9 protein-coding genes are annotated in these 13,886 nt (G+C 53.0%); 6 read left to right on the top strand and 3 right to left on the bottom strand.

Features of this window, described 5'->3' with window-relative positions:
- Positions 1-24 precede the first annotated feature (24 nt).
- Positions 25-1,641, bottom strand: a complete 1,617-nt coding sequence (gene prpR, locus H8L32_RS18830; RefSeq protein WP_186948812.1) for a propionate catabolism operon regulatory protein PrpR — start codon at positions 1,639-1,641, stop codon at positions 25-27.
- Between the two features lie 348 nt (positions 1,642-1,989).
- On the opposite strand from prpR, the gene prpB reads away from it, so the two are divergent.
- The 6 genes from prpB to H8L32_RS18800 all read left to right on the top strand — a co-directional run bounded on the left by prpB (position 1,990) and on the right by H8L32_RS18800 (position 10,686).
- Entirely contained in the window at positions 1,990-2,880 is an 891-nt protein-coding gene (gene prpB / locus H8L32_RS18825) for a methylisocitrate lyase (protein WP_186948811.1), read from the top strand.
- Between the two features lie 96 nt (positions 2,881-2,976).
- Positions 2,977-4,125 (top strand): bifunctional 2-methylcitrate synthase/citrate synthase, encoded by a 1,149-nt coding sequence (gene prpC, locus H8L32_RS18820; RefSeq protein ID WP_186948810.1) that lies wholly within the window; start codon positions 2,977-2,979, stop codon positions 4,123-4,125.
- Between the two features lie 29 nt (positions 4,126-4,154).
- On the top strand, positions 4,155-4,628 hold the full coding sequence (locus H8L32_RS18815; protein ID WP_222619416.1) for a GNAT family N-acetyltransferase: 474 nt from the start codon (positions 4,155-4,157) through the stop codon (positions 4,626-4,628).
- A 68-nt stretch (positions 4,629-4,696) separates the two neighbouring features.
- Positions 4,697-7,291: a Fe/S-dependent 2-methylisocitrate dehydratase AcnD gene (gene acnD / locus H8L32_RS18810; RefSeq protein WP_186948809.1), complete on the top strand. Its 2,595-nt coding sequence runs from the start codon at positions 4,697-4,699 to the stop codon at positions 7,289-7,291.
- Positions 7,292-7,368: 77 nt separating this feature from the next.
- Entirely contained in the window at positions 7,369-8,553 is a 1,185-nt protein-coding gene (prpF, locus tag H8L32_RS18805; protein WP_186948808.1) for a 2-methylaconitate cis-trans isomerase PrpF, read from the top strand.
- Between the two features lie 243 nt (positions 8,554-8,796).
- Positions 8,797-10,686, top strand: a complete 1,890-nt coding sequence (locus H8L32_RS18800) for a propionate--CoA ligase (RefSeq protein ID WP_186948807.1) — start codon at positions 8,797-8,799, stop codon at positions 10,684-10,686.
- An 80-nt stretch (positions 10,687-10,766) separates the two neighbouring features.
- Here H8L32_RS18800 and H8L32_RS18795 read toward each other — a convergent pair whose 3' ends face one another.
- Both H8L32_RS18795 and H8L32_RS18790 read right to left on the bottom strand, forming a co-directional pair.
- Positions 10,767-11,651 carry an HDOD domain-containing protein gene (locus H8L32_RS18795; protein WP_186948806.1) on the bottom strand — a complete coding sequence of 295 codons (885 nt, stop codon included), beginning with the start codon at positions 11,649-11,651 and terminating at the stop codon, positions 10,767-10,769.
- 304 nt (positions 11,652-11,955) lie between these two features.
- Positions 11,956-13,800 carry a DUF885 domain-containing protein gene (locus tag H8L32_RS18790; RefSeq protein WP_186948805.1) on the bottom strand — a complete coding sequence of 615 codons (1,845 nt, stop codon included), beginning with the start codon at positions 13,798-13,800 and terminating at the stop codon, positions 11,956-11,958.
- Positions 13,801-13,886 lie beyond the last annotated feature (86 nt).

The raw sequence follows: 13,886 nt of genomic DNA, 5'->3' as shown, positions 1-13,886 counted from the left end.
TATTTTCTACTGTTGCTGCCAACCTCAATTTTTCAGCCGTCGCCACAAAGTGGTCCTGCTGATACCCAAATAATCTGCCACCGCTTCACGGTTATTGCCAAATTTTTGCATGATCTGTTCCAGTGATTCTGTCTTGTCCGTCAAGTCTGCCGGATTTGCCAAATTTGCCAGCGCATACGTATCAGCAGACATACTGCCGGCTACCAGTTCCGGCAAGGTTCTGGCCACAAAGCCCGGCGTCAGGGCTTGCAAGGGTTCGGCGGCCAGGAACAGGGCCAGGCGTTCCATCAGATTGCGCAGTTCCCGTACATTGCCGGGCCAACTGTATTGCTGCAACAAGCTGCCGCAAGAGGTGATTTCTGCATGCAAATTGGCATGAGGTCGCGTGCCCATCCCGGCCAGGGCATGTTTGAGAAACCATTCAGCAAGCGGAAGCAGGTCATCCTGGCGTGTGCGCAGTGAGGGAAGATGCAGTCTTAGTACGGCAAGACGGAAATACAGGTCGGCGCGAAATTTTCCTTCCCTGATCCTCTCGTCGAGATTGCAATGCGTAGCGCTGATGATGCGCACGTCAACCGGAATGGGGCGCATGCTGCCGACGCGTATCACTTCACGTTCTTCCAGCACACGCAATAGCCGGGTTTGCAAACCCAGGGGCATTTCACCAATTTCATCCAGGAATACGGTGCCACGATGGGCGGTTTCAAACAGGCCGGCATGGCCGCCCCGTTTTGATCCGGTAAATGCGCCATCTTCATAGCCAAATAACTCGGATTCCAGCAGGCTTTCAGCAATGGCCCCGCAATTGACGGCAACAAAAGGCTGGCGTGCCCTGGTGCTTTCGCGATGCAGGGCCTGGGCCGCCAGTTCCTTGCCGGTGCCGGTTTCGCCTTGCAGCAGCACGGTAGCGGGTGAACGGGCAAACAGGGCGATTGATTTGCGTGTTGCCTGCATGATGGCTGAGTCACCCCGCAAATCATTCAGGTTGTGGCGCGCGCGTAGAGCATCTGCCGCCGGATGCTGGCGGCCACGGGCAGATTCCAGCCGGGTCAGGCGGGCGATTTCCAATGCGTCATCAAAGGCCTGGCGTATCGACCCTGCCGAATACATGAAGATACCAGTCAGCCCGGCTTCTTCTGCCAGGTCAGTGATAAGGCCAGCACCGACGATGGCCTGGATGCCACCCGCTTTCAGTTCACTGATCTGGGCACGCGCATCTTCTTCCGTGACATAGGTGCGTTGTTCCAGCGGGAAGCCGAAGGTGGTTTTGAAATCCGCCAGTTCCGGCATGGTTTCCTGATAATTGATCAGACCGATGGCGGGGGATACCTTGCGTGCCCTGGCCAGGGCCTGCATGACATCGAAGCCGCTGGCCTTGGCGATGACGACCGGCACTGGCAGGCGGTTTTTCAGGTAGGCACCGTTTGAACCAGCGGCAATGACGGCATCGCATCTTTCCGTTTGCAGGCGTTCTTTCAGGTATTGCGCCGCTTCTTCAAAACCCATGTGTATGGGTTCGATATCGGCGCGGCCGTCGTATTCGACCATGATGTCGCGGAACATGTCGAACAGACGCGAAATGGACACCGTCCAGATTACGGGTTTATCGCTGTTGTCGCGTTGCGGTGCAGGGTGTTTCATGGTTGGTAGTGTATTCAGTGTATTCGGTGTCTTCAGTGTTTTGCTTGGATGTCGGGTGCCTGTGCCATGCTTTGGTCGCAGATTTGTCTGATTGCGTGTTTCAGAAGGCATTTTAATTGATGTTTCAAATTATGTTTCATTTTATGTTTCAATATTGTTTCAGTTTTTAATATGAAACATCATTCTGCGCCGTATTGCCCATTTGTCTCAAGCCCTGTTTCAGGGTTTTTAATGATAAGTAGTTGATTTGTATGCATTTCAGTTTTTCTGCCTCTCTACGTAGTCAAAGGTGGCACGCCGATTGCAATGTGCCTGCCAGAATCTGTTCATTAACCTGAAAGCATACACATGAGTACATACTCCGCAGGTGCCGCCTTCCGCAAGGCGATGCAGGAAGAATCCCCTCTGCAAGTCGTCGGCGCAATCAATGCCAACCATGCCTTGTTGGCAAAGCGTGCCGGTTTCAAGGCAATTTACCTGTCTGGTGGCGGTGTTGCTGCCGGATCCCTTGGGTTGCCAGACCTTGGTATTTCCAATCTTGACGATGTACTGACCGACGTGCGTCGCATCACCGATGTCTGCGACCTGCCTTTGCTGGTGGATGTTGATACCGGTTTTGGCTCTTCCGCTTTCAATGTGGCACGTACCGTCAAATCCATGATCAAGTTTGGTGCCGCTGCCATTCATATCGAAGACCAGGTGGGTGCCAAGCGTTGCGGCCATCGTCCGGGCAAGGAAATCGTCAGCAAGCAGGAAATGGTAGATCGCGTGAAAGCTGCCGTCGATGCCCGTACTGACGACAATTTCGTCATCATGGCACGTACCGATGCGCTGGCAGTTGAAGGCCTGGAAGCAGCGATTGATCGTGCGCAAGCTTGCGTAGAGGCGGGCGCTGACATGATCTTCCCGGAAGCGATCACTGAACTGGCGATGTACAAGCAATTCGCCAATGCCGTCAAAGTGCCTATTCTGGCAAATATCACTGAATTTGGTGCGACTCCTTTGTATTCCGTCGAGGAACTGGCCGCAGTGGATGTGGGCCTGGTCTTGTATCCATTGTCCGCTTTCCGCGCCATGAACAAGGCAGCAGAAAACGTTTATGGTGCGATACGTCGTGATGGTACGCAAAAAAATGTCGTCGACACCATGCAAACCCGCATGGAATTGTATGAACGCATCAATTATCACGATTTCGAACAAAAGCTGGATGCCCTTTTTGCACAGCAAAAGACCAAATAGTACGTAAATAATACGTATATAGGCTGTTCCCTTATTGTGCTGCATCAAGCCAGTCAATGGGAATAGCACTTCTAATGAAATAATGGAGAAAAAATCATGACTGAAGCAGTTCCTTTCAAACCCAAGAAATCCGTCGCCCTGTCTGGCGTCACTGCCGGCAACACTGCTCTGTGTACCGTAGGCAAAACCGGGAATGACCTGCATTACCGTGGTTACGATATTCTGGACGTGGCGGATGCCTGCGAGTTTGAAGAAATTGCCCATTTGCTGGTGCATGGAAAATTGCCGACCGCTGCCGAACTGCGCGCCTATAAAGCCAAGCTGAAAGCCCTGCGTGGCTTGCCAGCCAATTTGAAAGCAGCGCTGGAATGGCTGCCGGCGTCATCGCACCCTATGGATGTGATGCGTACTGGCGTATCTGTGCTGGGTTGCGTATTGCCAGAAAAAGATGACCACAATACTCCTGGCGCACGTGATATTGCCGACCGCCTGATGGCATCGCTGGGTTCCATGCTGCTGTACTGGTACCATTACAGCCACAATGGCAAACGCATAGAAACCGAAACCGATGATGATTCCATAGGCGGCCATTTCCTGCATCTGCTGCACGGTGAAAAGCCAAGTGCCTCGTGGGAAAAAGCCATGCATACTTCATTGATACTGTATGCAGAACATGAATTCAATGCATCTACCTTTACCGGTCGCGTGATTGCCGGTACAGGTTCTGACATGCATTCAGCCATCACCGGGGCGATTGGTGCCTTGCGTGGACCTAAACACGGTGGCGCGAATGAAGTCGCGTTTGAAATCCAGAAGCGTTACGACAATCCGGATGAAGCAGAAGCGGATATCAAGAAGCGCGTGGAAAACAAGGAAGTGGTGATCGGTTTCGGTCACCCTGTGTACACGATCTCTGATCCACGTAACAAGGTCATCAAGGAAGTGGCGCGCGGCCTGTCCAAAGAAGCAGGCGCAATGAAGATGTTTGATATTGCTGAACGACTGGAAACCGTGATGTGGGATATCAAAAAGATGTTCCCTAACCTGGACTGGTTCTCTGCCGTGTCCTATCACATGATGGGTGTGCCGACTGCCATGTTCACGCCTTTATTCGTGATTGCGCGTACATCAGGCTGGGCGGCACACATCATTGAGCAGCGTATCGATAACAAGATCATTCGTCCTAGTGCCAATTATGTAGGCCCTGAAGACCTGAAATTTGTTCCATTGAATAAACGTAAATAAGCAAACATAAACAAACCAGAGGTTGCAATATGAAAGAGCAGGCAGACCTGTCCCGGCTAAGTGTCAGACGCGCTGTGAGGCAGGATCTGCCGCGCCTGCTGGAGCTCATCGCCGATGATGACCTGGGCAAGAACCGTGAAGGCGTGGGCTCGGAGGACGCATGTTATGCCGAAGCTTTTGAACGCATAACAGCCGATAACAATCAGTTTCTTATGGTGGCCGAGCTGGATGGTCGCATCATCGCCATGCAGCAGGTCACTTTCATCCCAGGTCTGAGCAGAAAAGGTTCTACCCGCGCCATGATAGAAAGCGTGCGGGTTGATGGCTACTTGCGCGGGCAGGGCATAGGCCACTGGTTCATAGAGCAGGCCATAGCTCTGGCACGTGAGCGCGGTTGCCAACTGGTGCAACTGACCAGCGATAAAAAACGCATACAGGCACACAGGTTCTATGGAAGCATGGGTTTCACCGCGTCACATGAAGGTTTCAAGTTGCAGCTCTGAGTTGTTGCCTGATCTCTTCTGAACACCGAATACTAATATTTAAAAAATAGCGAAAAAAATAGCGAGCCATGAATACTCAATTCCGCAAGCCACTACCCGGCACTACTCTGGATTACTTTGATACACGTGAAGCAGTAGATGCCATCGTGAAAGGTGCCTATGACAAGCTGCCATACACTTCACGCGTACTGGCAGAAAACCTGGTGCGTCGTTGCGATCCGGCAACGCTGACTGATTCCCTGCGTCAGTTCATAGAACGCAAGCGTGACCTGGATTTTCCGTGGTTTCCGGCACGGGTGGTTTGTCATGACATCCTCGGCCAAACTGCGCTGGTCGATCTGGCTGGCTTGCGCGATGCGATAGCCTTGCAGGGTGGTGACCCGGCACTGGTCAATCCGGTCGTACCTACCCAACTGGTGGTCGATCATTCGCTGGCGGTTGAATGCGGTGGTTTTGATCCGGATGCTTTCGACAAAAACCGTGCCATTGAAGACAGACGCAATGAAGACAGGTTTGACTTCATCAACTGGACCAAGAAGGCATTCAAGAATGTCGATGTGATCCCGCCAGGTAATGGCATCCTGCACCAGATCAATCTGGAACGCATGTCGCCAGTCGTACAGGTCACAGACGGCGTGGCTTATCCGGATACTCTGGTCGGTACCGACAGCCATACGCCTATGGTGGATGCGCTGGGTGTGATCGCGATTGGTGTCGGTGGACTGGAAGCAGAAAGCGTCATGCTCGGTCGTGCATCCTGGATGCGTTTGCCAGACATCATCGGCGTAGAACTGACCGGCAAGCCGCAGGAAGGCATCACTGCAACAGACACGGTATTGGCATTGACAGAATTCTTGCGCAATCAAAAAGTGGTCTCGTCTTACCTGGAATTTTATGGCGAAGGTGCATCCCACCTGACCCTGGGTGACCGCGCTACCATTTCCAATATGGCACCAGAATTTGGTTCCACTGCCGCCATGTTCTACATCGATGAACAAACCATCAAATACCTGAAACTCACAGGCCGTGATGATGAATTGGTCAAGCTGGTAGAAACCTATGCCAAGGAAACTGGCCTGTGGGCAGATACCCTGAAGAATGCAGAATATGAACGCGTACTGAAGTTTGATCTGTCTTCTGTTGTGCGCAACATCGCTGGCCCGTCTAACCCGCATAAACGTGTACCAACGTCTGAGCTGGCTGCACGCGGCATCAGTGGTACGGTAGAAAATGAGCCTGGCCTCATGCCTGACGGCGCAGTCATCATTGCTGCCATCACCAGTTGCACCAATACCAATAACCCACGCAATATGGTGGCCGCAGGTTTGCTGGCACGCAATGCCAACAAGCTGGGCCTGACGCGCAAGCCCTGGGTCAAGAGTTCACTGGCCCCGGGTTCCAAGGCCGTGACCCTGTACCTGGAAGAAGCTAATTTGATGCCGGAACTGGAGCAACTGGGCTTTGGTGTGGTTGCCTATGCTTGCACATCCTGCAATGGCATGTCCGGTGCGCTTGACCCTGTCATCCAGAAAGAAATCATAGACCGTGATCTGTATGCGACGGCTGTGTTGTCGGGTAACCGCAATTTTGATGGCCGCATCCACCCGTATGCGCAACAAGCTTTCCTGGCTTCGCCACCGCTGGTCGTGGCATATGCGATTGCTGGCACGATACGTTTTGATATCGAGAAAGATGTGCTGGGCCTGGATGCATCTGGCAAGCCGGTGACCTTGAAAGATATCTGGCCTACGGATGAAGAAATTGATGCCGTGGTTGCTGCCAGCGTCAAGCCTGAGCAATTCCGCAAGGTCTATATCCCCATGTTTGCCAGGCAGGCAGATGATGGTGAAAAAGTCAGCCCTCTGTATGACTGGCGTCCACAGACTACCTATATCCGCCGTCCACCATATTGGGAAGGTGCACTGGCCGGCGCACGCAGCATGAAGGGCATGCGTGCGCTGGCAGTCTTGGGTGACAATATCACGACTGACCATCTGTCACCATCAAATGCCATCATGCTCGACAGTGCCGCTGGTGAATACCTGGCCAAAATGGGTTTGCCAGAAGAAGATTTCAATTCTTATGCAACCCATCGTGGTGATCATTTAACAGCACAACGCGCCACCTTTGCCAACCCGACACTGAAGAATGAAATGGTCGTCGTTGATGGCAAGGTCAAGGCAGGTTCACTGGCACGTATAGAGCCAGAAGGTCAGATCACGCGCATGTGGGAAGCGATCGAAACTTACATGGAACGCAAGCAGCCTTTGATCGTAATCGCTGGTGCCGATTATGGCCAGGGTTCTTCACGTGACTGGGCGGCCAAGGGTGTGCGTCTGGCCGGTGTAGAAGTGATTGTTGCTGAAGGTTTCGAGCGCATACACCGCACCAACCTGGTCGGCATGGGTGTCTTGCCACTGGAATTTTTGCCGGGCGTGAACCGTCTGACGCTGAACATAGACGGCACAGAAACCTTTGACGTCATCGGTGATCGCATGCCACGCGCAACCCTGACCCTGATCATCAACCGCAAGAATGGTGAATCAGTGGCCGTGCCTGTGCTGTGCCGCCTGGATACGGCAGAAGAAGTGTCGATTTATGAAGCCGGTGGTGTCTTGCAGCGTTTTGCGCAAGACTTTCTGGAGTCTGCCAAGGCTGCATAATTTCACTGATACTGTTTGCAAGCGCTAGTCTTGATAGAGTAGTGCTGCATATGATTCAAATTTTAAAGAGTAAATACATGGCCCATCTTCCACAGATCAAAATCCCGGCGACGTATATGCGCGGCGGCACCAGCAAGGGCGTGTTTTTCCGCCTGCAGGATTTGCCCGAAGCTGCCCAACAGCCGGGCGCCGCACGCGATGCCTTGTTGTTGCGTGTGATAGGCAGCCCCGATCCTTATGGTAAACAGATCGATGGCATGGGTGGTGCAACTTCCAGCACCAGCAAAACCGTCATCCTGTCCAAAAGCAGCAAGCCGGATCATGATGTTGATTACCTGTTTGGTCAGGTAGCTATAGACAAGGCTTTTGTAGACTGGAGCGGCAATTGCGGCAACCTGTCTGCCGCTGTCGGTGCCTTTGCCATCAGTGCCGGGCTGGTCGATGCTGAACGTGTGCCGCAAAACGGCATAGCCACCATCCGTGTCTGGCAGGCGAATATCAGCAAAACCATCATTGCCCATGTGCCGGTGACTGATGGGGCAGTGCAAGAGACGGGTGATTTTGAGCTGGATGGCGTGACCTTTCCGGCAGCAGAAGTCCAGCTTGAATTCATGGACCCGGCAGCAGATGAAGAGGGCGCTGGTGGCTCCATGTTCCCGACCGGTAATCTGGTTGATGATCTTGACGTGCCAGGTGTGGGTACGCTCAAAGCGACCATGATCAACGCCGGTATTCCCACGATCTTTGTGAATGCAGAGGCGATAGACTATACCGGTACCGAATTGCAGGACGCCATCAATAGTGATGCCAAGGCGTTGAACATGTTTGAAACCATACGTGCGTATGGCGCATTGCGCATGGGGCTGATCAAGGATATCAGCGAAGCCGCACAACGTCAGCACACACCCAAGGTGGCCTTTGTTGCCAAACCGGCTGACTATACTTCTTCAAGTGGCAAGCAAGTCCAGGCTGCTGATGTGGATTTGCTGGTACGCGCCCTGTCCATGGGCAAACTGCACCATGCGATGATGGGTACGGCAGCCGTGGCGATTGGTACTGCGGCAGCGATACCGGGCACCCTAGTGAACCTCGCTGCTGGCGGTGGTGCACGCACTGCTGTGCGTTTTGGTCACCCGTCCGGCACTTTGCGGGTAGGGGCTGAGGCTACACAGGTCAATGGCGAATGGAGTGTCACCAAGGCCATCATGAGCCGCAGCGCGCGGGTGCTCATGGAAGGCTGGGTGCGAATTCCACCAACATAGGACTTGCGCAAAACCGCCCCAACTGCGTTGCAGCTCCTAGCCGTACTAAAGTACTGTCTTCGTCGCTGCGCCTTGTTGGGACAATTTTGCACAAGCCCTATTAAAAAATTTTGAATTGTGAGCATTTATGCGCCGCAAGGTGCAGGCAGGGTCACGCACCAGCGCTGCTGTTCAAGAATAAAAAAATAAGCTGAAAGCGTTGTCGTGACAGGTAAAAACATTTTGCGAAAAACAGGAGACAGCATGACTTACGCAGCGTTTTATCAGGAATCGATACAAGACCCGCAAGGGTTCTGGAGCAAAGAAGCGCAGTTGATAGACTGGCACAAGCCTTATGAGCAGGTGCTCGATTACAGCAAGCCACCATTTGCAAAATGGTTTGTTGGAGGTGAAACCAATCTCTGCTACAACGCGGTGGACCGCTGGCTGGCGACGCAAGCAGATCAGCCGGCGCTGATCGCCATTTCTACCGAAACCGATACCGAAAAAACCTATAGTTTTGCCGAACTGCACACCGAGGTGCAGCGCATGGCGGCCATCATGCTGGACCTGGGGGTCAAGCAGGGTGACAGGGTATTGATCTATATGCCCATGATCGCCGAAGCAGCTTTTGCCATGCTGGCCTGTGCCCGCATAGGTGCCGTGCATTCGGTCGTGTTTGGTGGCTTTGCCTCAAAAAGCCTGGGCACGCGGATTGATGATGCCAGGCCAGTGCTGGTGGTATCAGCCGATGCCGGTATGCGCGGTGGCAAGGCTGTGCCTTATAAACCCTTGCTGGATGAAGCTATTGCACTGGCTGAACACAAACCCGCCCATGTCTTGCTGGTGAACCGCGGTCTGGATGCCATGCAACTGGTGGCAGGGAGTGATGTCGATTATGCGACAGCCAGGACACAACACATGGATGCGCAGGTAGCTGTTACCTGGCTGGATTCGAATGCCATGTCATATATCCTGTACACGTCCGGCACTACTGGCAAGCCCAAGGGTGTGCAACGCGATGTCGGTGGTTATGCGGTGGCACTGGCTTCATCGATGAAACAGATCTTCTGTGCCAATCCGGGAGAAACCTATTTTGCAACATCGGACATAGGCTGGGTGGTAGGGCATTCCTACATCGTCTATGGTCCCTTGATTGCCGGTATGGCCACCATCATGTATGAAGGCACGCCGATACGTCCGGATGCGGGCATCTGGTGGAGCATCGTTGAAAAGTACAAGGTAACACGCATGTTTTCAGCACCGACTGCCGTGCGGGTCTTGAAGAAACATCCGCCTGAGCTGATGCGTAAATATGACCTGTCTTCACTGAAAGCCCTGTACCTGGCTGGTGAACCACTGGATGAAACCACGTCCAGCTGGATCGCTGATGAACTGGGTGTATCCATCATCGATAATTACTGGCAGACCGAAACCGGCTGGCCAATTTTGACTGTGGCACGTGGCGTGGAACAGACTGCGACCCGACTGGGCAGCCCGGGTATTGCCATGTATGGTTATGACGTGCGCATCATCAATGAAAACACCGGTGCGGAATGTGGTGTCAATGAAAAAGGCGTGGTCGCCATCAAGGGACCTTTGCCACCAGGTTGCATGCAGACCGTGTATGGGGATGACCAGCGTTTTGTACAAACCTACTGGTCCAATTTTTCGCTCGAGCAGTTGTATTCCACCTTTGACTGGGGTATCCGGGATGCGGATGGTTATTACTTCATCCTCGGACGTACCGATGACGTCATCAATGTTGCGGGACACCGCCTGGGCACACGCGAGATAGAAGAAAGTATTTCCAGTCATCCGCAAATTTCTGAAGTGGCGGTGGTTGGGGTGGAAGACAAGCTCAAAGGTCAGGTAGCGGTGGCTTTTGCGATACTCAGGCATCCAGAATTGGCCGCGACGCCAGAACAAAAGCGTGTACTGGAAGGGGAAGTGATGGGTGTCGTTGACAAGCAACTCGGTGGCGTAGCCCGGCCTGCACGCGTGCATTTTGTCAGCATGCTGCCGAAAACCCGCTCCGGCAAATTATTGCGCCGTTCGATACAGGCGATCTGTGAAGGGCGTGATGCCGGTGATTTGACGACGATAGAAGATCCATCTTCATTGCAGCAAATTATGGCTGCATTGAAAGCCTGAACGGCTGATGAACCAGGACGCGCCCTAAAACAAAAAGGGAGGGAGCAATAGCTGCCTTCCCTTTTTTAATGTGGATTGGTTCAGACCAGCAAGGCGGCAGCCAGGGTTTTGACTTCTTCTTCCGATTCCTCAAGGATGCTGTTGAGCGTACCATCACCGACGACGAAATCAATTTCTGATGAATACTGTTCTGATTCTTCGGCGTAGGAATGAATGTCCATGGGGGAATGCGTGGTAGCCAGTTCGTTTGCCAGCAGCAGGGTATCACCCAGGGTCTCTGGTGGCATGGCACGCAAGCCAAACCACAGGGCTTGCACCGCTTCTACCACGGCCTGTGGCAACTTCAGGCTTTGTATGACGGCAGAACCGATTTGGGTTTCTGACGATTCACGGTCGATGATGGTATCCGAAAAAGACGGCAAATCATCAGGGCTGGAATCCGGGGCAGGCAGATCACGTTCTATCAGTGATGGATATTCATCCACCCGCGACAGCAGGTAAAAATTACCCACCTCATGCACGATACCGGCAAACATGGCGGTGTCAGGGTCAAGCTTGGTAATGCGACGTGCAATCACCTGAGACAGGGCAGCCACCTGGGCCGTATGTTCCCACAGCTTGTTGGTCATGATCTGCAATTGCTTGTTCTTGCTGGTGCCAGCTAGTTGTCGTACGACTAGTGACGCCACGACGGCACGCAAGGTACGAAACCCCAGCCGGTTGATGGCTGCCTTGACATTGGTGACGTCGCTACCCCGGCTATAGGCCGCAGAATTGGCAATCGCCACCATCCGGGCGGCAAGAAAGGGCTCGTTCAGTACCAGCTTGGTGGCCGTATCAATACTGCAATCCGGGTCATCCAGCGTTTGTTGAAGCTTGAGGGAAGCCGCCACATTCGTCGGGAACACCAGTTCTCCGCGTTGTGCTTGTTCGGCTATGCTGTTGAGTGCATCGATTTTATTCATCGCAGATGTCTTTTGCACAAATTAAACAAACATGAGTGTGGGCATATCTTCTGCCCGTCCGTCAGGGAGGCGTGGCCTTGCAACTGCTTGTGACCTGGTCCCCATGTATCTTAAACAGAATGAATTGATGAGGACTTACACAACATTGTCACATCAAAGTACAGCGGTGAAGGCAGTCCCAACAGTACGGCCAGCAGCTGTAACGCAGATGGAGTGGTTTTTGTAAGTCCCGTTTATTTCATTTCATTCTGCTTCAGATAATGTTGCAGGTCAATCAAGCAATGCAAAATAAGTCAAATCTGCATCAATTTGTCTTTTGGCTGGCTATCCATTTATCCACCTTGGCTTCCAACAAGGCCAGCGGCAAGGTGCCATCACTGAGAATGACGTCATGGAACTGTCGTAAATCGAAGCGCGGACCGAGTGCCGTGCTGGCTCTCTGGCGCAATTCCATGATTTTCAGCGAGCCTATCTTGTAGCCAAGTGCCTGACCCGGCCAGGCCATATAACGTTCTGTTGCCTGGCGTGATGCGGCTTCACTGTAACCCAGGGTAGCCTGTTGGTAGGCGATGGCTTGTTCACGTGTCCAGCCTTTGGAATGCAGGCCGGTATCTACCACCAGGCGGGTGGCACGCAGCAGCTCGTCGGTCAGGTGACCCAGGTAGGCATTGGGATCGTTCTCAAACAAGCCCATTTCCCTGCCCAGGGTTTCTGCATACAGGGCCCAGCCTTCGGTATATGCATTGTTGCCGCCAAACTTGCGGAATTTGGGTATATCCAGTTCTTGTGATCTTGCCAGGTGAAAATGGTGGCCGGGCTGGCCTTCATGCAGATACAGGGTCGTCATGCCTGTCGTGCTGTAATCGGCCGGATCATTGATGACCGCCCAGAATACGCCAGGACGGGAACCGTCAAACGCAGGCTGGGTGTAATGATCGGATGCCGTTTGGCGGCTGATTTCAGGTTCGGCACGAATATCCAGCGGGGCCTTGGGCATCTTGTCAAACAGGGCAGGCAGTTTGGCTTTGACCTTGCTTTCTATCTGGCGATAGCCTTCCAGTACCTCGGCCTCTGTCTTGTAAGGGCGATACTGGCGTTGCGTGTCTATCCATGCGGGCAAGCCAACCGGGTCACCCTGGTAGCCAAGTTTGGGTCCAAGGGCAACAAACTCACTTTGTATGCGTGCCACTTCTTTCTGGCCCAGAGCGTGGATTTGTTCTGGCGTCATATCGGTTGTGGTCTGGTCTTTGACCCAGGCGCGGTACCAGATATCGCCATTGGGCAGGGCGCTCCAGCCACTGCTGCTGCGACTACCGGCCAGGTAATCCGTAGACAGAAACTGATTGAACTGGCGCAACGCCGGCAAGATCTGGTTGTTTAGTGCCAGACGGTATTCTTTGCTCAAGGCTTGCTTTTCAGTCGCTGAAAAGCCGGCAGGGAAATTCTTGATCGGGGCGTAATAGGCATGATCGTCGACTTTGCCACTTGCCAATTGTGCAAATTGCGGCAAGGCAGAGACCACCAGTGCTTTGGGCAATACGACGCCACGCTGCATGCCTTCACGCATATTGCTGCTGGCCTGCGTCAGCCATAGCGGTAATTGCTGCAGGCGACGCAGGAATATCCGGTATTGTTTAACCGTTTTCAGAGGCTGGGCACTTTGACCGGAGGCAAATTGTGCCAATGTGACCGGCAGGCTGTCCATTTGATTCAGTGGCAATAACTGATTATCAAACTTGCTCATGTCGAGATTGGCATGGATTTCAAAATCCAGGCAATCATAGGTGACCGCATCGGCAACGGTCAGCGCATGGCGATTGATGCTGGCGAGCCTGGTAGCGATATCCTGCCACATGACGACCTGTTTCGCCTTGACTGCAGGTGCAATGGTCATGGGCAGCTTGTCGTCAAAGCGGGTATCGCCATTGTAGGATGCCCCTATGGGCTCGAAGGCAGCCTGTTTGTCGTAATACTGTTCAGCCAGGGCATTGAGTTGCCTGCTTGCTTTGGCGCTGACCTCAGCACTGACTTTTGCACTGACTTTGCTTGCGGGCATGGCTTGTTCTGTTGCGGCATTCGCCAGCAGACTGACTGAACTCAGTAAGCCTGCAGAAAGAAGGATGCTGCTTAAGGAGCGTAATCTGCTCATGTGAACTTTCTGGAAAAGTAGATTGAAAAATAATTGGCAAGCTTAGCAGAACTCATTTCCTTATTTGCATTTTCTTATTTCGCATT

The sequence above is a fragment of the Undibacterium hunanense genome (assembly GCF_014284335.1).
Classification (GTDB): domain Bacteria; phylum Pseudomonadota; class Gammaproteobacteria; order Burkholderiales; family Burkholderiaceae_D; genus Undibacterium; species Undibacterium hunanense.
Note: the sequence above shows the minus strand (reverse complement) of the source record. Positions and strands in the feature narration are given on the sequence as shown.

What these genes read in the sequence shown, in the direction of transcription:
- prpR (WP_186948812.1), bottom strand. Translation starts at nt 1,641, where the DNA reads ATGAAACACCCTGCACCGCAACGCGACAACAGCGATAAACCCGTAATC.
- prpB (WP_186948811.1), top strand. Translation starts at nt 1,990, where the DNA reads ATGAGTACATACTCCGCAGGTGCCGCCTTCCGCAAGGCGATGCAGGAA.
- prpC (WP_186948810.1), top strand. Translation starts at nt 2,977, where the DNA reads ATGACTGAAGCAGTTCCTTTCAAACCCAAGAAATCCGTCGCCCTGTCT.
- H8L32_RS18815 (WP_222619416.1), top strand. Translation starts at nt 4,155, where the DNA reads ATGAAAGAGCAGGCAGACCTGTCCCGGCTAAGTGTCAGACGCGCTGTG.
- acnD (WP_186948809.1), top strand. Translation starts at nt 4,697, where the DNA reads ATGAATACTCAATTCCGCAAGCCACTACCCGGCACTACTCTGGATTAC.
- prpF (WP_186948808.1), top strand. Translation starts at nt 7,369, where the DNA reads ATGGCCCATCTTCCACAGATCAAAATCCCGGCGACGTATATGCGCGGC.
- H8L32_RS18800 (WP_186948807.1), top strand. Translation starts at nt 8,797, where the DNA reads ATGACTTACGCAGCGTTTTATCAGGAATCGATACAAGACCCGCAAGGG.
- H8L32_RS18795 (WP_186948806.1), bottom strand. Translation starts at nt 11,651, where the DNA reads ATGAATAAAATCGATGCACTCAACAGCATAGCCGAACAAGCACAACGC.
- H8L32_RS18790 (WP_186948805.1), bottom strand. Translation starts at nt 13,800, where the DNA reads ATGAGCAGATTACGCTCCTTAAGCAGCATCCTTCTTTCTGCAGGCTTA.